This is a genomic window from Streptomyces sp. RFCAC02 (assembly GCF_004193175.1).
In the GTDB taxonomy this organism is placed as follows: domain Bacteria; phylum Actinomycetota; class Actinomycetes; order Streptomycetales; family Streptomycetaceae; genus Streptomyces.
This window is the reverse complement of record NZ_SAUH01000001.1, coordinates 2,973,256-2,993,801: the sequence shown is the minus strand read 5'-3', so window position 1 is coordinate 2,993,801 and position 20,546 is coordinate 2,973,256. Positions and strand designations below refer to the sequence as shown.

Genomic DNA, 20,546 nt, shown 5'->3' with positions numbered 1-20,546 from the left:
CTTCCTCCGGTGGGTGGGTGGACCGGCATCGATTGAGTCGTTTCAATCCATGAATCCGGCGGCGACGGTACGAGCGCTCGGGACGCCCGTCAAGGGGTCGGGCGCCTCACGCTCCGTCACCTCGCGCCGGTGTCCCGGCACGCGGACGCGTACCGGGACACCGGGATGAGAGGCCGTCAGCAGCGGATCACCGGCCGGCCGGCACGAGGGGCACGGGCGCCGGGGCCGGCTCGGGCGCGGCCTCGCCGTGGTCGACGTTCGGCAGCCAGGACAGGAACCGGGGCAGGTACCAGTTGCGCTCGCCCAGCAGCGCCATCACGGCCGGCAGCAGCACCATCCGGACGAGCGTCGCGTCCACGAGGACCGCCACCGCGAGCCCGACACCCATCTGCTGCATGTCTTGCATCCGCAACAGCGCGAACACCGAGAAGACCGCGACCATGATCACCGCCGCGCCCGTCACCGAGCCGGCCGTCCCCCGGATCCCCTCGCGGATCGCCTCCCGCGTGGCGAGGCCGCGCAGCCGTGCCTCACGGATGCGGGACACGACGAACACGTGGTAGTCCATCGACAGGCCGAAGAGGATCACCAGCACGAACAGCGGCATCCACGCCTCGATCGCGCCCGCCTTCTCCGTGCCGAGCAGGGAGGCGCCCCAGCCGTGCTGGAAGACCGCCGTCATCGTGCCGTAGGCGGCGCCGACCGACAGCAGGTTGAGGACGATCGACACCAGCGCGATCGGCAGCGACCGGAAGCACACGAGCATCAGCACGAACGTGACGGTCGCGATGAACAGCAGCACCGGCACGATGTCCGTGCCGAGCTGGTCGGTGAAGTCCAGCGACTCGGCCAGGTCGCCCGCCACGTACGCGTCACCGACCCGGCCGAGCGTGTCGGGGACGATGGAGTCGCGCAGCTCGGCGAGGGCCGCCTTCGACGTGTCGTCCGATCCGTCGCCCTCCAGCGGGACCGAGATCCGTACGACGCCCTCCGCCTCGTACCGCTCCACGGCCACCCGGTCACCGAACCGCCCGGCCGCCGTCACCCGGTCCTCGAACCGCGCGAGCGCGTCGGTGAAGCCGGGCGCCGTCACGTCGTCCGCCCGGACGACCACCTCGGCGGGCGCGGGGCCGCCGGGGAACGTCCCGGTGATCTCCCGGTGGGCGATGGTCAGTTCGGCGTCGGATCCGAGCTGCTTCTCCATGCCGAGCTGTTCCGTCCGCATCCCGAGGGCGGGCGCGCACAGGACGAGCAGCACCGCCGCCGCACCGGCGGCGAACAGGCCGGGGCGCGCCAGCACCGGACGCATGAGCCGCCCGGAGAGACCGTCGCGCGCCCGCCCGGCCGCCGCCCGGCGCTCCCTGCGGCGGGAGAGGAACGGGACGCGCCCCGCGTTCACCCGGTCCCCGAGCAGCGACAGTGTGGCGGGCAGCACCGTGACCGACCCGAGCATCGCCATCAGGACGACCAGGATCGTCGCGACCGCGAATCCGTGGAACAGCGCGAGCCCGGACAGGAACATGCCGGACATCGCGACGAGCACCGTGAACCCGGACACCAGGACCGCGCGGCCGCTCGTGGCCGCCGCCACCCGCAGCGCGGTCTCCGGGTCCCGCCCGGCGGCGCGCTCGTCCCGCTCCCGGCGCAGGTAGAAGAGGCAGTAGTCGACGCCGACGGCGAGGCCGACCAGGAACATCACGGAGTTGGTCGCCTCGTCGAGCGCCACCAGGTGGCTGGTCAGGGCCAGCAGGCCGAACGTCCCGACGCACGCGGTCAGCGCGAGGAAGACCGGCAGCAGCGCGGCGGCGAACGCGCCGAAGACGACCAGCAGGATGCCGAGCGCCAGCGGCACGGCCGTGAACTCGGCGGTCCGCAGGTCGCTGCCGAGCATGTCGGACAGCGCGATCCCGGCCGTCGCCTCGCCGAACTGGTGGAACGTCAGCTCCGGGTGGCCGGCCCGTACCGCGTCCACCGCGTCGAGGACCGGGTCGGCGCGGTCGGTGACCGTCTCGGGGTCGCCGGCGAAGTCGAAGGCGAGCAGGCCGGCGCGCCCGTCGCCGGAGGCCACCGGGTCCGTCAGGGGCGCGACCTCGCCGGTGGCGGTCAGCGCGTCCGCCAGCTCGCCGGCCGCCGCGCGCCAGCCGTCGGGCTCGTCGGCGCGCAGCATGACCATCTCGTGGGCGGGTTCGTCGATGCCGGCGTCCTCCAGGATGCGCACGGCCTGCCCCGACTCGCCCGTGCCGTACTCGGCCCGGGTGAGCGACTGCGTGCCCGAGGCGGCGCCCGCGACCACGGCGACCACCACGAAGAGCAGCCATCCGATGATCGCGGTCCCGCGGTGGCGGGTGCTCCAGCCGCCGAGCCGTACGGCGAGCCCGGGGCGGGCCGGCCCGCCGGCCGGGTGGTGGTTCCGATGTGTTCGCGTCATACCGCCGACGCTAGGAACGCCGCGGCCGCCGCCCCAGCCGTCTGCCCCGCCCACCGGGGGTGGTGTCAGGTACACCCCCGGGACTCGCCCCCGCCCCGCTGACGGATCCCCGCCCGGCGCGGGAGAGTGAGGTCACCGAAAGCCGGAACGATCCATGGAGGAGAGCAACGATGGTCACCGGGAACGCCTTTCTCGCCGTCGCACGCGGCTTCGCACTCGCCGTCGTGTCCGTCGTGTGCTCGGCGCTGCTGTTCAGCCTGCTGATCACCTCCATGGCCCTGACCGCGGTCGGCGCCGGTCTGTGGACGACGCCGTGGCTCGTACGGCGCATCGACCGGTACGCCGCCCACCGCGCGCGGCTCGCCGACGCGTGGGGCGGTGTCCCCATGAGTGCGCCGGCCCTGGCGGCGGGTCCCTCGCGGCTGCTGCCCTGGCGGTACGTGAGCTGGCTGCTCGCCGACATGACGGCCGGGTGCGTGACGGCCGCGCTGCCGCTCGGACTCGTCGCGCAGGGGGTGTTCGGCTTCGTGCTGGCGGCCGGCGTGTGGGAGCCGATCCACGAGGCGGGCGGCACCCAGTGGTACGCGTTCGTCCCGGTGGCGTCGCAGGACACGGCGAACCTGGCCGGCGCGCTCGGCGCGGTGTTCGTCGTAGCGGGTCTCGTCCTCGCCCGGCCGACGCTGCGGGCGCACTTTCTGCTGACCCGCGGCTCGCTCGGCGCCCGCGTCGCCTGACGGTCAGGCGGCGGCGTCCGCCCGCTCCCCGTCCGTGCCCGCCGGGCCGACGGGGAGCAGCCCGCGTTCGGCGAAGACCTTCTTGGCGGCGAGGGTGGCGTTGAGCGCCCTGGGGATGCCGTTGTAGACGGCCGAGTGGAGCAGGGCCTCGGTGATCTCCCCGGGGGTGAGGCCGACGTTGAGGGCGGCGTTCACGTGCACGTCGAGCTGGGCCTCGCAGCCGCCCAGCGCGGTCAGGACGCCGAGGGTCACGAGCTGCCGGTCGCGCGGCGCGAGCCCCGGCCGGTCGTACATGTCGCCGAAGGCCCAGGCGACGACCTGATGCCCGAGTTCGGGGGAGACGTCGGCGAGCGAGGCGATGACGCGGTGGCCGGCCTCGCCGTCGATCCGGTCGAGGGCGGCGAGCCCGCGGGTGAACCGCTCGTCGCGGGTCAGGGCGGGGGCGTCGGTGGCGGGGGTGGTGGTCATGGTGCGTCGTCCTCTTCGTCGGCGGCCAGCAGGGCCTCGTACGTCTGGATCTTGGTGTCGAGCGCGGACGCGTTGCGGCGCAGGGTGCGGATGCGGTCCGCGAGTTCGGCGCGGTGCGCGCGCAGCAGGGCGAGCCGTTCGGCGACGGTCGTGTCGCCGGCCGCCCGCAGCGCCGCGTACCGCTGCATGCCGGCGATGGACATGCCCGTCGCCCGCAGCCGCAGCAGGAACTCCAGCCATGCCAGGTCGGCGGCGGCGTAACGGCGCTGGTTGCCGGTGGTGCGACCGACCCGTTCGATCAGCCCCGCCTTCTCGTAGTACCGCAGGGTGTCCGGCGACAGGCCGGTGCGTTCGGCGACCTGGGTGATGGTGAGGGCCGGCTCCCGATCGGGGAGCGCGGCCTGTCCGCTGCTCATGAGGAGGACCGTAGAACTTGGTGCGCGCTCCAGGTCAAGCGCCGTTCGTCCCCCGGTCCGCCGCCGTGTCGAGGAGGTCGCGCAGCCGCGGTCCGCCGTGCCCCGCGGCGAACCGCTCCCACGCGGCCGGGTCCGTGCCGAGCGCCGCCCGTACGGCGGAGCGCACGGGCGCGGCCACCGGGGGCGCCAGCGCGGCGTGCGCGGGGAGGGCGCGTACGGTCTCCGGCGTGCACTCCGGCGCGTCGGTGACGGCCCGCGCCCAGGCGCGTTCGGCCGCCGCGCCGCCCGTCACGCGCGCCGGCAGCTCCTCCGTCAGCCGGCGCAGCGCCTCGCCCGGCGCGGGGTGACGTGCCAGGACGGCGGGGAACAGGCGGCGTCCGCCCGGTCGTTCGGCGAGGGCGAGCAGGGCGCGCTCGACGGCGGCGGGGTCGTCCGGGTGGTCGTCGAGCCAGCGTGCGACGGTCTCGTCGGGGGCGTGTTCGAGGCGTGGCCCCGGATCGGCGAGCAGGCGTTCCACGACGGCCGTCTCTGCGTCCGGGTCCCGGGTGCCGGCCAGCACCGCCCGTACGCCGTCCCGCAGGCCGTCCGTCACGTCGGGGTGGTGCAGCAGCAGGTCGCGCAGCCAGCCCACCGGGCGGCGCCGGGGGCGGCCGGACGGCGTCTCCCACAGCGCCACGGCCTCGGCCGCGGTGCGGGCGAACCGTTGTCCGAGGGCGCGCAGCTCCTCCGGGGGCGTGCGCCAGGCGCGTTCCCCGGCGCGCGCCGGGGTGAGGATGGGGCGCCAGCGGTCCGCCGCGCGGGCCGCCCAGTCGGCCGCCGCGTTGTGGCCGCGCGCGCCCGTGTCCGCCATGGCCTCGGCGGAGACGTCGGACGACGGGAGGTATGCCTCGGGAAGGGCGCGGGCGTCCGGCGGCAGGGCGGCCAGCTCGTCGGCGATCCCGGCCCACTCCGCGCCGGTCGCCCCGCCGGCCGTGAGCAGCCGGCACACGCGGGTGGCGAGGACGGCCCCGGCGAACCGGGCGAGATCGGCCTCGGCGACCGACCGCAGCACGTCCGGCTCGACGTCCCACGGCAGTGCGCCGAGGAGCAGTTCGCGGACCATGACGCCCGCCACCGTGCCCCCGGTGAGCCGGACGATCTCGCCGTGCCGGCCGGGGTGGGCGCGCAGGACGCGGAGCCACAGGGTGCGCCAGGCGGCGAGGTTCGCGCGGTGCCCCGCCAGCCAGGCCCGTACGTCCTCGCCCTCCGCGAGGTCGGCGGGCTCGCCGGGCAGGAGCCGTACAGCGGCGGCGAACACCTCGTCGTCGATGGTGTCCCCGGCGTCGAGGACGGCCTGCGGCGCGGTCGGCCGGGTGAGGAGCGCGGGCGTCATGGCGGGCGGGTCGCCGGCCCGTACGGCCAGCTCCCGCGCGCCGGCGGTGCCGAGCCGGGCCAGCTCGGCGTCGGCGCACGCGCCCAGTACGGACGCCCTGACGCCGGGTGGGCAGGCCGCGTGGCGCAGCGCGGGACGCAGGGCGTCGAGGAGGCTGTCGCGGTCGGCGCCGGGACGGAGACGGGGGAACCGGGCCGCCGCGACACGTATCGCGGGGTCGTCCGGGGCTTCCGGGGCGGCGTCGGAGGCCAGTGCGGCCAGGGCGCCCGTAGGGATGCCTCCGGCGGACGGCTCGGCGTTCGGACGGTCGGTCATGCGGGGTCCCCCTTGCGTTCCGGCAGCAGCAGTCCGGCCACAGAAAGCGCGCCCCAGCCCAGCGACACGGCGACGGCTCCCCAGCGCTTCGGGCGGGAGGGCAGTGTGCGGCCGAGGACGAGGGCGTCGCCCAGGTCGGACGCCACGCGCAGCGCCGCGGCGCAGGCGAGGGCGGGTCCTCGCGGGGCCAGCACCATGGCCGTGCCGTTGGCCGCGTCCCGCAGTCCGACGGGCCGCAGTCCGATCCGCACCGGCTCACCGTCCCCGAGTCCGGAGGGACGCCCGAGCAGCCCCGGGCGGGCGATGACGGCGACACCGTACAGAGCGGTGGCGGCACCCACCGAGCGCAGCAGCCGAACGTTCATGCCCGAAGTATCCACCGCCCCGGGGCGGCGGCGGGGCGGAACGCACCCGCGTCACCCGCCGGTCGCTCCGGCACCACCGCGTCCACCGGGGGGCGCCGCGCGCGGCCCTCCGCCCGGGGGGCCGGCTCGCCGGTGCCCCCGTCCGGACGCGGCCTGCGGAGGCTGATCGGCTCGTGGTGCCGTCGGCGAGGTCTCGATGAGGGCTTGAGTGTCCGCGTCACCCGGGTGCACCGCGCTCGGCCGGTGGCGGGGCATCGGTCGGCGGGTCGGCCCGCCGCTCCGGCGCGGCCTGTGGGGACCGGGGTGGGAGTCCGCCTGGTCCGGCCGGGGTCCGTTCGGGCGCGGTGCCGCGTCGGGTGTGTGCGTCGGGGGCGGTCCGGCCGTGCCGGTCCGTGCCGCTGAACGGCGGATGCCCCGTGGGACGCGGTGGCGTCGTCCACGGGGCATCGGCGCGGCCGCTCAGACGGCGGCCGCCCTGATCGCCGGGGTGCGCATCGTCCTGCGGGCCGTCAGCAGGCTCGTCGCCAGGGTCGCCAGCACCGCGACCGCCGCGATGCCCGCCCAGATCAGCGGTGCCTCGGCCGGCCAGGACGCCTTGGTGCGGACTCCGGCGAACGCCGCCAGACCCGCCGCGCCGGCGGCCGTCCCGCACAGCAGCCCGACCACGAGGACCAGCGTGCTCTCGATCCCGACGGCGCGCACCACCTGGCGCGGCGTCGCCCCCGCCAGCCGCTGCCCGCCGAACTCGCGCCCCCGGTAGGACGTCGAGGCGTACAGGCTGTTGACCAGCATGACGCAGCAGAACACGACGATGATGCCGACGACGATGACGTTCAGCGTCTCCAGGTTCTTGTCCTCCACGGTCCGCGTCACGCCCGCCGCGTCGAGCGCGTCCCGCTCGACGGCCTGGATGCCGAGCGTCGCCGTCGCGATGCCGGTGAAGAGGATCAGCGGCATCAGGACGCCCGCCATGCCGGACGCGCGCCGCCGCAGCGTGGTGACGGCCAGGTAGCCGCTGCCGCCGGTCAGGGCGCCGATCGGACGGCCGAGGACCGCGAGGACGCCGCGCAGCAGCGGCGCGGAGAGGACCGCGAAGCCGATCGACAGCATGATCGCGCCGTACGCCGGTCCCATCATCAGCTCGGGCTGGTCCGGGTCCATGGCGAACGTGGAGCACACCCCGCCGGCGCCGGCCAGCAGCGCGAGTACGCCCGCCGTGTTCTTGAGCCCGGTGCGCGGCTTGCGCGCCGTGTCCGTGGCGGCCCGCGCGGCCCGCCGCACGGCGAGGTACGCGGCACCGACCGACGCCACCAGCGTCACGGCGAAGCCCGCCGACAGGGCGATCGGGCCGAACGCGTGGTCCACGCCGTCCGCGACCTGCCCGGAGTCCTTGAACGCCGCGAGCAGCGCCCGGCCGCCCAGCATCCCGGGAACGATCGCGAGCAGTGCGCCGACGAGGCCGACGACCGCCGCCTCGCCCGTCACCATCCGCGTGACCTGCGCGGGCGTGGCGCCCGTACGGCGCAGGAGGGCGATCTCCTCCTCGCGCTGCCGCACGTTCACGGTCAGGGTCGAGGCGATGGCGAAGAAGACGAGCAGGGTCCCGTACCCGCCGACGACGCCGCCGGCGAGCGACAGGGTCTCGGCGCTCGTGTCGTCCACGTCGCCCGCCGTGGCCGTGTCCTGCATGGAGAGGAACGTCATGGTGATGACCGCGCCGAGGAACGCGGCCAGCAGCGTGCCGGTGAAGCGGCCGGGCCGCCGCCGGATCGAACGCAGTGCCAGGGCCAGCATCGTCACACCCCCACCGGGCTCGTCGTGTCGCCGAGGTGCGCGAGCCGTTCCGCGACCGCGTCGGCGGTCGGGGTGTCCAGCCGGCCGGCGAGCCTGCCGTCCGCGAGGAACACGACGGAGTCGGCCCACGACGCCGCCACCGGGTCGTGCGTCACCATGACGACGGTCCTGCCGTGCACGGTGACGGTCTCGCGCAGGAGCGCCAGGACGTCCCGGGCGCTGCGCAGGTCGAGGGCGCCGGTCGGCTCGTCGGCGAGGATCAGCGCGGGGCGGGTGACCAGCGCGCGGGCGATCGCGACGCGCTGCCGCTGGCCGCCGGAGAGCTGCTCGGGCAGGTGGCCGAGGCGGTCGCCGAGCCCGACCTGCGCGAGGACGGCGCGGGCGCCTGCGCGGTCCACGCGGTGGCCGGCCAGCTTCAGCGGGAGGATCGTGTTCTGGTACACGGTCAGGGTCGGCAGCAGGTTGTACTGCTGGAAGACGAACCCGATCCGCTCCCGCCGGAACTTCGTGCGGGCCGCCTCCTTGCCGCCGGTCATCTCCTCGCCCGCGATGGCGACGCTGCCGTGGTCGGGCCGCTCAAGGCCGGCGGCGCACTGCAGCAGCGTCGACTTGCCGGATCCCGAGGGACCCATGACGGCCGTGAACGTGCCGGCCGGCAGGCTCAGCGTCACGTCGTCGAGCGCGGTGACGGCCGTGCCGTCCCCGGCGGCGCCGTAGACCTTGCGCAGCCCCGTGAGGCGCAGCGCCTCCCCGCCGGGACCGCCCTCGGCCCGGCCGTCTCCCGTACGTCCCGTCCGTCGCACCACGATGTCCGCTCCCTCAACCCGTCGCTTCTCCAACTGCCCTCAACGCTATGGAGATCGACGGGCCGGGGCAGGAGCCCCACACACCGGACCTGAGGTGTATCCAGCACCACCCCCGGCCCGGGTGGGGCAGGAAGGCGGCGCCGCCGGTTCAGGGGGTGGTGTCGTGGTCGAGTGCTCGGGCGACGGTGCGGGCGATGTGGAGGAACAGTCCGGCCCATGCGGTGAGTCCGGCGCCGGTCAGGGCGAGGACGGTCCAGGCGGCGGTCATCGGTCGGTCTCCGGCGCCATGTCGCGGACGGCGGTGTGCAGGACGTCGACGGCGTCGGCGGCGATGGCGCGGGCGGCGTCGCGTTCCAGGTCGGCGGTCGTCCGTGCGGTGGCGAGGGTGGCGGCGGGCCAGAGTCGGTCCACGGCGGGCTGCACGTCGGCCAACTGGTCCTCGTCCAGATCGGCGAGCCGCCGCACGAGGTCGGTGGGAACGATGTCGGGCCAGTAGTGGAGGTCTCCCCGGCTGCTGCTCGGGTGGGCGACGAACGGAACAAGCCGCTGTTCGACCAGGCAGCCACGGCAGGCCTGGAACCCGCGCCCGGGTCCGGCCGTCGCCTCCCCCGCCGCGACGGTGATCAGCGGCTCGCCGGTGGTCTCGCAGTACATGCACAACGGCCCCGGCGCCGCTTCCACAGCGGCCCGCAGCTCATCCACGGCCGCCACGATCCCGTGCTCGGCCTTCGCACGGGCTGCGCGGAACAGGCGGGTGACGATCGGCTGCAACACGACACCCGGCGCCAGGTCGGCGAGCCGCTCCACCAGGTCGTCCGGAACCTGGTCCGGCCACTGGTGCGGCTCACCCCAACTCGACACGGGGTGGTGGACGACAGGGATGAGACGGCAGGCCAGCAGACACGACCGACACGCATGCTGCGACCATCCCGCTGCCGATTCGGCCTGCATCAACGAGATCACTGTCAACGCCGGACCGGTCTCCCCGCACCCACCACAACGGAGAACCATGCTCACGCCCCCGCCTCCGACTCGTCCGTGTCCTGGCCGTCCGGCGCGCCCGGTGGCGCGGAACCGAGCGGCATGACCGGCCCCTCCAGGCCGGTGATGACGGTGATGTGCGGGTTCTCCTCCCGCCTCGGGGCGGGTGTGATGGGTTGCGGCATGGGTGCTCTCCTGTGACGGTCAAGGTGCTGACAGTCACAGCCTGCCGCGCCGGCAAGGGTCTGGCGTTACCACGTTGGCAACACCGGATCACCCGGAGACGCTTGACAAATGCCCACTGATTGCTAAACGCCGCACCACGCGGCGTAGCTGCGGAGGTCGTCGGTGGCCCGGGCTCGCGCGCGGAGCAGTGTCGCCACTGTCTCGTGCACGCCCGGGTGGTATCGCGTCTGCTGAGGTGCCACGTCGCGGGCCCGTCGTAGCGATTGCAGGGCCGCGTCGTGCTGTGCGGTCCATGCTTCCGCGCGTGCTCGTGAGGCCCAGTAGGCCCCTGCGCGCGCGGCCGGGTAGCCGTCGGGCAGCGTCACCTTGCGGGCGTCGCGGAGCGCCTTGGCGTGCCGGTCCATGTCGGCGCTCGCCGACATGGCGTGGATGACGACGTTCGTCGGCCCGAAGACCAGGCCGTAGTCGGTCAGTTCGCCGGTTCGTCCGGCCAGTTCACCGGCCTCCTCGAGCCAGTCCTCGGCCGTGGAGTCGTCGCCGCTGCGGCGCGCCAGGACGGCCGCCCGCAGGTACAGAGCCCCGCGCACGGCGCGGGCGGAGGTCGATCCGTCGTCGTCCAGGTCCCGGAGCGCCTGGTGCACGAGGGCGAAGCCGCGGTCGTGCCGGGCCGCGTCCGCCATGAGCTGGGACCGGTCCCATCTCTCGATCGCGACCTGCCGGGGGTCGCCGGAGCGCGGCGCCGCGGCGGCCATGCGTCCGAGTGCGTGCCGTGCGAGGTCCACGTACCCGATCTGGCGGGCCACCACGTAGACCGTGCGTCCCAGTTCGGCCTGGAGCCAGCGCGCTCGCTCGCTGTCGCGTGTTCCCGGTGTGTCGTGGAGGAGCGCCGCGTAGTTGATCTCCGCGATCAGCGCGGGAAGCCGCTGGGCGACGTCGAGATAGGCGCCGGCGGCGCGTTCGGCCTCCAGCGTGCGTACCGCGACCGCCAGTTCGGCCAATGGCCGGGGCGGGGGCTCGTCGGTGCCCGGCGGGATGTCCCAGTCGTCCAGCGCGCTGCTGATGGGGGCCAACAGCCCGTCGAGCTGGTCCTGCTGGAGCATCTGGATGTAGGGCTGACCGTGGAGAACGGAGACGCTGACGCTGAGCGCGCGTGCGACGCTGGCGACGATGCTCGGGCTCGCGTACCGCTGACCGTTCTCCACACGGGAGATCTGCGCCGGGGAGACGTGCGCCCGGCGGGCCAGCTCGCGGACCGTCAGGCCCCTGAGCTGCCGCACGGTCTGGATACGGGTGCCGATGCCCTCTATGGGGTCGGCGGGGAGCGCTGGCATGGTGGACTCCGCCTTGCCGTCCTTGGGTGACACCTGGACGGTACCCCCGGCCCGTGAGCAAGGAACGGCAAACGGCGTCCGTGGCTCGGTCGTTCACCGGCAGGGCTCGTCTTTCCCCGGGCTGTACGGCGACCGGTGCCGGCCCCGCGCGTCACCCGGTCACGGCCACCACGGCGTTGACGACTCGCCCCACATTCGCCCCTCCCCTTCTTCGGCCTTGCGGGGGCTGGCGCGGCGTTGTGGACTTCGCGCATGACGACACGGGTGCTGTATGTGATCGCCTGTGCGGCCGGGCCTGCGGAGTATGTGGATCAGGGGGTACGGCGGGCGCAGGCGGCCGGGTGGGACGTGTGTCTGGTCCTCACGCCGTCGGCCGCGCCGTGGAGACACTGCGGACACAGGGCGTGCGGGTGGTGTTCGCCCCGGGCGAGCCGCACCCACCGAAGCGCGGGGACGCGGCGGCGTACGACTGGAGCGCCGTGCTCGCGGCACTGCCCCAACACCCGGGCGACCCGGCACCGTGAGAGGACGCCTCCCGCCGTCGGCTGTGAGGCCGGGGCGGGAGGCGCTGTATTGCTGGTGGATCTGCCGTTGTGACAGGGCGAGTGCGGCGACCGTGGTGGCCTGGGGCGGTCGCGTTCCCGTGGGGCGGGTCTCGCGGGGGTCACCACATCAGGGCGTCGGCCGGGTCCGTGAGCCAGTAGCTGACGGCTGCCTCGGGGCCGACGAACGCCTCGCCGCCGGGGAGCGCGACGGACGCCATCTCGCCGACGGAGCCGCCCTCCTCGTCGCCGGACGCGAAACCGACGGCCAGCGAGTGCATGGTCTCCCCCTCCCCGCTCTCGCCGGACAGGACCACGCTCGCGTACACGGACTCGCCGGGCTCCAGGAACGGCACGGCGTGGGGGACGCTCTCCTCGATCCAGGCAACGGCCGACTGGCCCTCGTCGAAGCGGAGGTAGGGGGCGTAGTAGGCGTAGCAGGCCTCTGTGCCGGTGTTCGTGGCGGTGAGGAGGAGGTGGTTGATCGGGCGGGACACGGACTGGGCGACGACCTCCGTCATGGACGTGTCGCAGGCCGGTGCCTCCACCCCGTCATCGGTGTCGGTGTCGGTACCCGGGTCGGTGCCGGCGTCCGTGTCCGAACCGGTGTCGGTGTCGGTGCCGGCGTCCGTGTCCGTGCCGGTGTCGGCGCCGGTGTCCGTGTCCGTGTCGGAGCCGAGGTCGGTGTCGGTCCCGTCATCGGTGTCCGTGCCGGGGGCCTCCTCCTCCGTGTCCGTGTCCGTGCCCGGGTCCGCCGGGGCGATCTCGGACGGCGACTGCGGGGCGGTGCCCCCGAGGTCCTCCTCGTCCCCCTGGCACGCGCTGAGCGAGAGGACGGCGATCGCGGCGACCGCAGCGGCGGCGACACGGGTACGGGAACGGCGGGTGAACTTGCGCATCGGTCTGTCTCTTCCTGTACGGGCGAACGGAGTTCCGCACCACCGGTCCCCGTCCGGCGGGGAGCGGCGTGCTTGGATGACCGAAGCCTGCGGCGCGTTCCGTCCCGGGTGCCACACCAGGCGCCGCATCCGGGGCAGTGGGACGTTCCAGCGGGTGTGACCTGCGGAAACGTGGGTGCCTGGGATGACCGAACGGGATGGAGGAACGGTGGGGGCGGCTGCGGAGACGGCGGATTTCGCCGTGCTGCTTGAGGAGTTGAAGGGCCGTTCGGGGCTGAGCTATGGCACGCTCGGCAAACGCCTGCACATGAGCCCGTCGACCCTTCATCGCTACTGCAGGGGCGAGGCCCTGCCGTCGGACTACGGCTCGGTGGAGCGGCTGGCCCGCCTCTGCAAGGCGTCCCCCGACGAACTGCTCGAACTGCACCGGCGCTGGATCGCCGCCGTGGCCGCACGCGACCGGGAGCGCCGTACGTCGGCACCCGCGCCCGCCCCGGAACCGGCGGCACCCGCGCCCGCACCCGTGCCCGCCCCGGAACCGGCCGCGCCCGCGCCGCTCCCCGCCCCCGTACCGCCCCCGGCCCCCGCGCCGCCGCCCGTGACCGCGCAGGCCCCCGTGCCGCGCCGCCGCCGCCCCGCGGCCCGCGTCGCCGTGTCGGTGGCGGCCGTCCTCGCCGTGGTCGCCGCGGCCGGTGTCGTCGTGACGCTCTTCCCGGACGGCGACGGCGACGGCCGCGAGACGTTCCTCCCGGGCGGCACCGCGGACGCCGGCACCGAGCCCGCCCCCTTCGCCACCAGGCTCGTGCCCAACGCCTGGGAGGACTCCTGCAGCCAGTTCTACCTGGTGGACGACGCCCCGGCGGACGTCGGACCGCCGCCGGGCGAGCAGGACGCCGACCGCTGGGTCGACTCCGAGGACGCCGTCCCCGCCGACGGCCAGTTCATCGAGCTGACCGTCCAGGGCACCGGCCCGGAGACCGTCGTCCTCCAGGATTTGCACGTCCGCGTCGTCGACAGCGGCGACCCGCTGCCGTGGCAGGTGTACGGGATGGGCGTCGGCTGCGGCGGCGACGTGCGGGTCAGCGCGTACGACGTGGACCTCGACGCGGCGCGCCCCGAGGCGGTCCCCGGCGACGGGGTGTCCGAGTTCCCGCGCAGCGTCAGCGAGTCCGAACCCGAGGTGATGCGCATCCGGGCGGTCACGGCCGACCGGGACGTGCGGTGGTACCTGGAGCTCGACTGGTCGAGCGGCGACCGGGAGGGCACCCTCCGCATCGACGCCGGCGACGGCGAGCCGTTCCGCACCAGCGGCACGTCCGCCGCCACCGGCCGCTGGGTGTATCCGCTCGGCAACACCGAATGGATCGTCGAGCCGCCGCACTGAACAGGGGTCGGGCCGCCGCGCGCGGGTAGCGTCGGCCCCATGTACGCGATTTCCGTCACCGAGCCAGGTGGCCCCCAGAACCTCGTGTGGACCCAGGCGCCCGACCCGGAGGTGCGGGCCGGGGAGGTCCTGATCGACGTCGCCGCCGCCGGCGTCAACCGCGCCGACGTCCTCCAGCGCCAGGGCTTCTACGACCCGCCGCCCGGCGCGTCCGTCCATCCCGGCCTGGAGTGCTCGGGCCGCGTCGTCGCGGTCGGCGACGGCGTGACCGGGTGGCGGCCGGGCGACGAGGTGTGCGCCCTGCTCTCCGGCGGCGGCTACGCGGAACGGGTCGCGGTGCCCGCCGGTCAGGTGCTGCCGATCCCCGGCGGGGTGGACCTCACGACGGCCGGCGGCCTGCCCGAGGTGGTGTGCACGGTGTGGTCGACGGTGTTCCGGCAGGCGGGGCTGCGCGCCGGGGAGACGCTCCTCGTGCACGGCGGCGGCAGCGGCATCGGGACGGCCGCCGTGCAGATCGCGAAGGCGCTCGGCGCGCGCGTCGCCGTCACGGCGGGCAGCGCGGAGAAGCTGGAGCGCTGCGCGGCCCTCGGCGCCGACATCCTCATCAACTACCGCGAGCAGGACTTCCCCGCCGCGCTGCGCGGTGCCACGGACGGGCACGGCGCCGACGTCGTCCTCGACATCATCGGCGCCAAGTACCTCGCCAGGAACATCGACGCCCTCGCCCCGAACGGCCGGATCACCGTCATCGGCTTCCAGGGCGGCGCCACGGGCGAACTGGACTTCCGCGCCCTGATGGCGAAGCGCGGCAGCATCGCCTCGGCGTCCCTGCGGGCGCGGCCAGCGGCGGAGAAGGCGGAGATCGTCGCGTCGGTGCGCGAACACGTCTGGCCGCTGATCGCGGACGGCCGGGTGCGGCCGGTGGTGGACCGCACCGTCCCGATGCACGACGCGGCCGAGGCGCACCGCGTGATGGAGGCGAGCGGGCACACCGGGAAGATCGTCCTCGTCCGCTGAACCGCTTGTCCGATATGCGGTCTTTGTCCATCTGTGTGACGCTGGTGTCCTCGGTCGGACGAAGTACGCACGAAGGGGCGGGCCTGTGAGGGTGAGCGCGGGCGTCGCGGCAGTGGTGGGCACGCTGGGAGGGACGGTTCTCGTCGTCCTGGCCGCGATCGTGCTGGTGGCGGGGCTGCCGGCCGGCGCGGCGGCGGAGGAGCGCGGGCCCGGCGCCGGGCGGGAGTCGGTGGACGGTGAACGCCCGCCGTTCTCGCGGCCGCGGTGGGACGAGCGCCCCGACCGCGAGGAGCGGCGGGAGCACCGGGAGCGGCACGCCACCGCCCCCGGCGCCGCCCCGCCGGAACCGGCGGCACCCTCGGCCCCGCCGTCACCGTCACCGGAGCCCGCGTCCCCCTCGCTCCCGCCCGCCGCATCGCCGCAGGCGGCGACGGCGGACACGGGCGGCGACCGGGTCCTCCCGGTCCTGTCGCTCGGCGCCGGCCTCGCGTCGATCGGCCTCGGCATCGGCCTCCTCGGCCTGCGCCTGCGCCGCTACTGAACGCCCCCCGCCTGGACGCCGCCCAGGATCCGGGCGCGTCACACGCGGGGGCACGGTGGGGCGAGGCGTCCGTGCGGGAGCATGGAGAGATGTATCTATAATAACTGCACCTATCCATGAGGAGCTGGTGCTGTGGACAAGCCCGCCGGGATGTTCGACCGCGACTTCGAGTGGGCAGAACTGACCCGGTTCGCCACCCTGCCGTCCCCGCACGCCACGCTGGGCGTGGTCTCCGGCCGTCGTCGGCAGGGCAAGACCTTCCTTCTCGACGCCGTCGCTCGTGCCACCGGCGGCTTCATGTTCACCGCCACCGAGACCACCGAGGCCGACGCCCTGCGTCAGTTCGGTGAGGCACTGGCCCGTCATCGCGGACTGCCCACCCCGTTCCGTTTCGCACACTGGGACGAGGCGGTCGTGGAACTCATGCGCCTCGCCGACGCGGGCGGTCCCGCCGTGGCGGTCATCGACGAGTTCCCCTTTCTCGTCAAGGCGTCTCCCTCCCTGCCCTCGATCATCCAGCGTGCTCTGGACCCCGCCGCCCAGCACACCAACACGCCCGTGCGCCTGCTGCTGTGCGGTTCCGCGCTGTCGTTCATGGGCCGACTGCTGTCCGGCGATGCTCCCCTGCGTGGCCGAGCCGGTCTCGAACTCGTGGTCCCGACCCTCGACTTCCGGCTCGCGGCCGAGTTCTGGCAGATCGACGACCCGCGCACGGCGCTGCTGACCCATGCCATCGTCGGGGGGACGCCCGCCTACCGCCGTGAGTTCACCCAGGAGGACGCTCCCGCCGGGCCGGACGATTTCGATGCCTGGGTGGTGCGTGCGGTGCTCAACCCGGCGCGTCCGCTTTTCCGGGAGGCCCGCTACCTCCTCGCTGAGGAGCCCGAACTCCACGACACCGCGTTGTACCACTCGGTACTGGCAGCCATCGCCGCCGGCAACGCCGCTCGTGGCGGCATCGCCGACTATCTGGGGCGCAAGTCCACCGACCTCGCCCACCCGTTGACCGTCCTCCAGGACGTCGGCATGATCACCCACGAAGCCGACGCCTTCCGCCGCAACCGTTCCGCCTACCGCATCGCCGAGCCGCTCGTCACCTTCTACCACGCGGTCATGCGCCCGGCCTGGGGCGATCTGGAGCGCCCCGGGCGGGCGGGCGGCGTATGGCGCCGGGCCCGGTCCACCTTCCGCAGCAAGGTCGTCGGCCCACACTTCGAACAGGTCTGCCGGGAATGGGCACGCTGGCATGCGACACCCGACACCCAGGGAGGGCACGTCGCACGCGTCGAGGGCGGAACCGTCAACGACCCGGCGGCCAGGACCAGCCACGAAGTCGACGTCGCAGTCCACGGCGAGAACCGGGAGGGCCGCCAGGCGCTGCTCGCCATCGGCGAAGCGAAATGGAGTGACGTGCTGGGGGCCGGTCACCTGGAACGCCTCCGGCACATCCGTTCCCTCCTGATCAGGAACGGCACGGCCACCGAGGCGACGAGGCTCTACTGCTTCAGCGGCACCGGCTTCACCGATGAGCTGCGCCACCTCGCGGAGAACGACCCCTCGATCCAACTGATCGACCTGCCCCGCCTCTACCACGGAGGGTGACTCCCGCCCTCCGGCGCGCGCCGGTCGACGGACGCGCAGGCCGGGTCCGGGCTCCCCGGCCTGCGCCTGCGCCGCTACTGAACGCCCCCCGCCCGGACACCGCCCACGTCGTGCGCGGTCCCCGCGGCGACGGCCCGCAGCTTGTCCGGGTTGGCCACGTTGTGGATGGCCGAGATGCGGCCCTCGTCGTCGAAGTCGAACGTCACCGTCGCGATCACCCGCCCGGCGCCCCGGAACACGATCCCGGGGCCGCCGTTGATCGCGGCGAGCGCGACCTCCATGTCGGCCGGTTCGATCCCCTGGTAGGAGACCGCGCCGATGGCCGCGAACCAGGCGGCCACCGTCGCCGCCCCCGTGACCGGCCGCATGGCCTGCCGCACCTTGCCGCCGCCGTCCGTCCACAGGGTGACGTCCGGGGACAGCACCTCCATCAGCGCGTTGACGTCGCCGCCGCCCGCCGCGGCGAGGAACCGTTCGGTGACCGCGCGCCGCGTCGGACGGTCGGCGGTGAAGCGGGGCCGCCGCGCCCGTACGTGCTCCCGCGCCCGGTGCGCGGCCTGCCGTACGGCGGTCTCGGAACGCTCCACCGCCTCCGCGATCTCGGCGTGGCCGAAGCCGAAGACCTCCTTCAGCACGAACACCGCGCGCTCCAGCGGGCTCAGGCTCTCCAGCACGACCAGCAGCGCCATCGAGACCGACTCGGCGTCCAGGACGGTCCCGGCCGAGTCCTCGGTGGTGAGGATGGGCTCGGGGAGCCAGGGGCCGACGTACGCCTCGCGCTTGTGGCGGGTCGAACGCAGCCGCTCCAGCGCCACGTTCGACACGATGCGGGCCAGGTAGGCCCTCGGGTCGGCCACCTGCGAGCGGTCGGCGGCCGACCACTTGAGCCAGGCGTCCTGCACGGCGTCCTCCGCGTCGGCCGCCGTGCCGAGGAGGCGGTACGCCACCGAGAACAGCAGGGACCGGTGCTCGGTGAACACCCGCTCGTCCGGAGCCATGGCCGCGCCGGTCACCGCGCCTCCCCCTTCCGGGTGAAACGGCCGCCGCGCGGCCAGAGCACGCCCGAGGCGGGCATCCTCTTCATACGGCCGTACGTCGGCCAGGGGGCTGCTGTCACCGTCTCCTTGTACCGGACCGCCATGCGTCCGGCCAGGTAGATCCGCCGGGGGCTGTCGTCCGGGTGCGTGAACTGCACCACGGCGTCGTTCCTGCCGAGGCTGATCGGCGTGTGGTAGTAGCCGAACCGGAACGGCTTCGTCCGCTTGCCGCCCAGGGTCCGGAGGATCGTCAGCGCCGCGTGCACGCCCGTCGGCATGCCGCCCTGGCAGGTGCCGTGCATGACCCCGTAGCCCTGCCCGACGGCCGCCGCGTCGCCCACCGCGTACACCTCCGGGTGCGACACCGAGCGCAGTGCCCTGTCGGTGACGACGCGGCCGTGCCCGTCCACGGCGAGGCCGGCGGCGGCGGCCAGCGGCGACACCCGGGTGCCCGCGGCCCACACCACGGCGTCGGCGGCGACGTGCTCCCCGTCGGCGACATCGACGCCGTCCGGCAGGACCTTCACGACCTCGGCGCCGGCCCGCACCCGCACGCCCAGGCGGTCGAGGGCGGCCCGGACGTGGGCCGCCGCCCCTGCCGCCAGGCCGGCGCCCGGTTCCCGCCGGGCGAGCAGGACGACGTCGAGGCCGGGGTGGCGCTCGGCGATCTCGGCGGCCGTCTCGACGCCGGTCGGCCCGCCGCCGACGACGGCGACCGTGCCGGTGCCCCCGGCGAGCCGGCCGGCGAGCAGTTCGGCGTCCCGGTCGCCGTCCAGGGTGTACGCGTGCTCCTCCGCCCCCGGCACCGCCGCCGTGTCGGCCACGCCGCCGAGCGCGTACACGAGCGTGTCGTAGCGCAGGACGCGGTCGTCGTCGATCCTGACGGTCCTGGCGTCCGCGTCCACGGCCGTCACCCAGCCCCGTACGAAGCGCGCCCCCGTGCCGTCGAGGAGCCCGGGGATGTCGAGGGCGTCGAGCGGCTGCCCCGTCGCCGCCATGTGCAGGCGCATCCGCTCGGTGAACCGCTCGCTGCCGTTGACCAGCGTCACTGTCACGTCGTCGCGCCGCTTCGTCCTCGCCGCGAGCTGCATGGCGGCCGCCATGCCCGCGTAGCCCGCGCCCAGGACCAGTACCTCGTGGTGTGCGCTCATCGTGCTTCCGCCTCTCCGTCGTCAGGTTGCGGTGACGATCAGCAGATGGAAGCTGCGGCGCCGTTCGTGACATGCGGCGGGTGTGGCGTGCGTCACACGCCGGCGCGGGTGCGGAACCGCCTCCGGTACTCGGTCGGGGTCGTGTCGAGTCTGCGGCGGAACGCCCGCACCAGCGTGTCGACGCTGCCGAACCCGCAGGCGGAGGCGACCCGTTCGAGGGTGTCGTCGGTCGATTCCAGCGCCTGGCGCGCCGCTTCGACGCGCACCGACTCGACGTAGGCGTGCGGGGTCGTGCCGAGCTCCGTCTTGAAGATGCGGGTGAGCTGACGGTCGCTCACGTGCAGGTGCGCTGCGAGGTCGGCGACGGTGAGGGGCTCGGCGACGCGGCGCATGATGTGGTGGCGCAGGTCCTCGACGCGGCGCGTGGTCGCGACCTGCTCCAGGGGGACGCTGAACTGGCTCTGCCCGCCGGGCCGCTTCAGGTACATCACGAGCTGCCGGGCGACGCGCAGCGCGACGGCCTCGCCCAGGTCGTCGGCGATGAGGGCGAGCGAGAGGTCGAGGCAGGCGCTGATGCCCGCGCCGGTCCACACGTCGCCCTGGCGGATGAAGATCGGGTCGGGGTCGACCTCGACGTCCGGATGGTCGGCGGCGAGCCGCTGGGCGGTCGACCAGTGCGTGGTGGCGCGCTTGCCGTCGAGGAGACCGGCCGCCGCCAGGATGTGCGCCCCGACGCAGACGGACGCCACCCTGCGGGAGAGTCCGGCGAGCTGCCGCACCCGCGTCACCACGGCCGGGTCGGTGAGCGGGCGGACGCCGCCGCGGCCGTCCGCCGCGACCGCGCCGGGGACGACCAGGGTGTCCGGGCGCCTCGCCGCCAGCGCGTCGAAGGTGGTGTCGGGCAGGACGCGGACGCCGGCGGCGGTGGTGACCGGGTCCAGGGTCTCGGCGGCGAGGACGACCTCGTACCCGGCCGCCTCGTCCGTCTCGCGCCGGGCGAGGGAGAAGACCTCGGGCGGCCCGGTGACGTCCAGCAGGTCGACCCCGTCGAAGAGGACGACGGCGATCAGCCGTCCAGCGGTCGTCATGCGCGCTCCCGGGGATGTCGGTTTCTGCAGGATAGACGACATTGCCGACACGGCGCCGCGGTTCTAGCGTCGAAGGCGCGGGTCACCGC

19 protein-coding genes and 1 pseudogene are annotated in these 20,546 nt (G+C 74.5%); 6 read left to right on the top strand and 14 right to left on the bottom strand.

All coding sequences use genetic code 11. The features are described 5' to 3' along the window. Positions 1-187: 187 nt before the first annotated feature. The gene (locus tag EMA09_RS13930) at positions 188-2,428 is read right to left on the bottom strand and encodes an MMPL family transporter (RefSeq protein WP_129841366.1); all 2,241 of its coding nucleotides are present in this window, start codon (positions 2,426-2,428) and stop codon (positions 188-190) included. 170 nt (positions 2,429-2,598) lie between these two features. On the opposite strand from EMA09_RS13930, the gene EMA09_RS13925 reads away from it, so the two are divergent. After that, positions 2,599-3,162 (top strand): hypothetical protein, encoded by a 564-nt coding sequence (locus EMA09_RS13925; protein WP_129841365.1) that lies wholly within the window; start codon positions 2,599-2,601, stop codon positions 3,160-3,162. Between the two features lie 3 nt (positions 3,163-3,165). Here the strand turns inward: EMA09_RS13925 and EMA09_RS13920 are convergent, their stop codons facing one another. The 9 genes from EMA09_RS13920 to EMA09_RS13885 form a co-directional block, all read right to left on the bottom strand. Continuing rightward, complete coding sequence (locus EMA09_RS13920) at positions 3,166-3,630, bottom strand: carboxymuconolactone decarboxylase family protein (RefSeq protein ID WP_129841364.1); 465 nt, start codon at positions 3,628-3,630, stop codon at positions 3,166-3,168. Continuing rightward, positions 3,627-4,046 carry a MerR family transcriptional regulator gene (locus EMA09_RS13915; protein WP_129841363.1) on the bottom strand — a complete coding sequence of 140 codons (420 nt, stop codon included), beginning with the start codon at positions 4,044-4,046 and terminating at the stop codon, positions 3,627-3,629. Before EMA09_RS13915 ends, EMA09_RS13920 begins: the two co-directional genes overlap by 4 nt. Positions 4,047-4,080: 34 nt before the next feature. After that, the gene (locus EMA09_RS13910; RefSeq protein ID WP_129841362.1) at positions 4,081-5,733 is read right to left on the bottom strand and encodes a hypothetical protein; all 1,653 of its coding nucleotides are present in this window, start codon (positions 5,731-5,733) and stop codon (positions 4,081-4,083) included. Next, positions 5,730-6,098, bottom strand: coding sequence for a hypothetical protein (locus tag EMA09_RS13905; RefSeq protein WP_129841361.1), 369 nt, complete (start codon positions 6,096-6,098; stop codon positions 5,730-5,732). Before EMA09_RS13905 ends, EMA09_RS13910 begins: the two co-directional genes overlap by 4 nt. A 459-nt stretch (positions 6,099-6,557) precedes the next feature. After that, positions 6,558-7,892: an ABC transporter permease gene (locus tag EMA09_RS13900; RefSeq protein WP_129841360.1), complete on the bottom strand. Its 1,335-nt coding sequence runs from the start codon at positions 7,890-7,892 to the stop codon at positions 6,558-6,560. A 2-nt stretch (positions 7,893-7,894) separates the two neighbouring features. Beyond that, complete coding sequence (locus EMA09_RS13895) at positions 7,895-8,695, bottom strand: ABC transporter ATP-binding protein (RefSeq protein WP_129844026.1); 801 nt, start codon at positions 8,693-8,695, stop codon at positions 7,895-7,897. Positions 8,696-8,962: 267 nt separating this feature from the next. Then, positions 8,963-9,559, bottom strand: coding sequence for a hypothetical protein (locus EMA09_RS13890; protein ID WP_129841359.1), 597 nt, complete (start codon positions 9,557-9,559; stop codon positions 8,963-8,965). 152 nt (positions 9,560-9,711) lie between these two features. Next, positions 9,712-9,864 carry a hypothetical protein gene (locus EMA09_RS28370; protein WP_168220727.1) on the bottom strand — a complete coding sequence of 51 codons (153 nt, stop codon included), beginning with the start codon at positions 9,862-9,864 and terminating at the stop codon, positions 9,712-9,714. 123 nt (positions 9,865-9,987) lie between these two features. Next, entirely contained in the window at positions 9,988-11,196 is a 1,209-nt protein-coding gene (locus EMA09_RS13885; RefSeq protein ID WP_129844025.1) for a helix-turn-helix transcriptional regulator, read from the bottom strand. 252 nt (positions 11,197-11,448) lie between these two features. Here EMA09_RS13885 and EMA09_RS13880 point away from each other — a divergent pair. Beyond that, positions 11,449-11,720 (top strand): annotated as a pseudogene (locus tag EMA09_RS13880) (hypothetical protein). A 140-nt stretch (positions 11,721-11,860) separates the two neighbouring features. On the opposite strand, the gene EMA09_RS28365 reads toward EMA09_RS13880, so the two are convergent. Next, on the bottom strand, positions 11,861-12,637 hold the full coding sequence (locus EMA09_RS28365; RefSeq protein ID WP_168220726.1) for a DUF4232 domain-containing protein: 777 nt from the start codon (positions 12,635-12,637) through the stop codon (positions 11,861-11,863). A gap of 184 nt (positions 12,638-12,821) precedes the next feature. Here EMA09_RS28365 and EMA09_RS13865 point away from each other — a divergent pair, with 184 nt between their 5' ends. The 4 genes from EMA09_RS13865 (at position 12,822) to EMA09_RS13850 (ending at position 17,181) form a co-directional block, all read left to right on the top strand. Further along, positions 12,822-14,021, top strand: coding sequence for a helix-turn-helix transcriptional regulator (locus EMA09_RS13865; protein WP_129841356.1), 1,200 nt, complete (start codon positions 12,822-12,824; stop codon positions 14,019-14,021). Positions 14,022-14,060: 39 nt separating this feature from the next. Continuing rightward, positions 14,061-15,038 carry an NAD(P)H-quinone oxidoreductase gene (locus tag EMA09_RS13860; protein WP_129841355.1) on the top strand — a complete coding sequence of 326 codons (978 nt, stop codon included), beginning with the start codon at positions 14,061-14,063 and terminating at the stop codon, positions 15,036-15,038. Positions 15,039-15,123: 85 nt separating this feature from the next. After that, positions 15,124-15,579 (top strand): hypothetical protein, encoded by a 456-nt coding sequence (locus tag EMA09_RS13855; RefSeq protein ID WP_129841354.1) that lies wholly within the window; start codon positions 15,124-15,126, stop codon positions 15,577-15,579. A 150-nt stretch (positions 15,580-15,729) separates the two neighbouring features. Continuing rightward, the gene (locus EMA09_RS13850) at positions 15,730-17,181 is read left to right on the top strand and encodes an ATP-binding protein (RefSeq protein WP_206306067.1); all 1,452 of its coding nucleotides are present in this window, start codon (positions 15,730-15,732) and stop codon (positions 17,179-17,181) included. Positions 17,182-17,255: 74 nt separating this feature from the next. On the opposite strand, the gene EMA09_RS13845 is transcribed toward EMA09_RS13850, so the two are convergent. The 3 genes from EMA09_RS13845 to EMA09_RS13835 all read right to left on the bottom strand — a co-directional run bounded on the left by EMA09_RS13845 (position 17,256) and on the right by EMA09_RS13835 (position 20,457). Next, complete coding sequence (locus EMA09_RS13845; RefSeq protein WP_129844024.1) at positions 17,256-18,179, bottom strand: RNA polymerase sigma-70 factor; 924 nt, start codon at positions 18,177-18,179, stop codon at positions 17,256-17,258. Positions 18,180-18,190: 11 nt separating this feature from the next. Further along, complete coding sequence (locus EMA09_RS13840; protein WP_129841352.1) at positions 18,191-19,369, bottom strand: FAD-dependent oxidoreductase; 1,179 nt, start codon at positions 19,367-19,369, stop codon at positions 18,191-18,193. Positions 19,370-19,461: 92 nt separating this feature from the next. Beyond that, a complete protein-coding gene (locus EMA09_RS13835) occupies positions 19,462-20,457 on the bottom strand; it encodes a helix-turn-helix domain-containing protein (RefSeq protein ID WP_129841351.1) in 996 nt (331 codons plus the stop codon). Positions 20,458-20,546 lie beyond the last annotated feature (89 nt).

Bases quoted from the DNA above. Each gene is read 5' to 3' on its own strand.
- EMA09_RS13845 (WP_129844024.1), bottom strand. From the start codon at position 18,179: ATGGCTCCGGACGAGCGGGTGTTCACCGAGCACCGGTCCCTGCTGTTC.
- EMA09_RS13925 (WP_129841365.1), top strand. From the start codon at position 2,599: ATGGTCACCGGGAACGCCTTTCTCGCCGTCGCACGCGGCTTCGCACTC.
- EMA09_RS13860 (WP_129841355.1), top strand. From the start codon at position 14,061: ATGTACGCGATTTCCGTCACCGAGCCAGGTGGCCCCCAGAACCTCGTG.
- EMA09_RS13930 (WP_129841366.1), bottom strand. From the start codon at position 2,428: ATGACGCGAACACATCGGAACCACCACCCGGCCGGCGGGCCGGCCCGC.
- EMA09_RS13835 (WP_129841351.1), bottom strand. From the start codon at position 20,457: ATGACGACCGCTGGACGGCTGATCGCCGTCGTCCTCTTCGACGGGGTC.
- EMA09_RS13920 (WP_129841364.1), bottom strand. From the start codon at position 3,630: ATGACCACCACCCCCGCCACCGACGCCCCCGCCCTGACCCGCGACGAG.
- EMA09_RS28365 (WP_168220726.1), bottom strand. From the start codon at position 12,637: ATGCGCAAGTTCACCCGCCGTTCCCGTACCCGTGTCGCCGCCGCTGCG.
- EMA09_RS13905 (WP_129841361.1), bottom strand. From the start codon at position 6,098: ATGAACGTTCGGCTGCTGCGCTCGGTGGGTGCCGCCACCGCTCTGTAC.
- EMA09_RS13915 (WP_129841363.1), bottom strand. From the start codon at position 4,046: ATGAGCAGCGGACAGGCCGCGCTCCCCGATCGGGAGCCGGCCCTCACC.
- EMA09_RS13900 (WP_129841360.1), bottom strand. From the start codon at position 7,892: ATGCTGGCCCTGGCACTGCGTTCGATCCGGCGGCGGCCCGGCCGCTTC.
- EMA09_RS13885 (WP_129844025.1), bottom strand. From the start codon at position 11,196: ATGCCAGCGCTCCCCGCCGACCCCATAGAGGGCATCGGCACCCGTATC.
- EMA09_RS13865 (WP_129841356.1), top strand. From the start codon at position 12,822: ATGACCGAACGGGATGGAGGAACGGTGGGGGCGGCTGCGGAGACGGCG.
- EMA09_RS13910 (WP_129841362.1), bottom strand. From the start codon at position 5,733: ATGACCGACCGTCCGAACGCCGAGCCGTCCGCCGGAGGCATCCCTACG.
- EMA09_RS13850 (WP_206306067.1), top strand. From the start codon at position 15,730: ATGTTCGACCGCGACTTCGAGTGGGCAGAACTGACCCGGTTCGCCACC.
- EMA09_RS13840 (WP_129841352.1), bottom strand. From the start codon at position 19,369: ATGAGCGCACACCACGAGGTACTGGTCCTGGGCGCGGGCTACGCGGGC.
- EMA09_RS28370 (WP_168220727.1), bottom strand. From the start codon at position 9,864: ATGCCGCAACCCATCACACCCGCCCCGAGGCGGGAGGAGAACCCGCAC.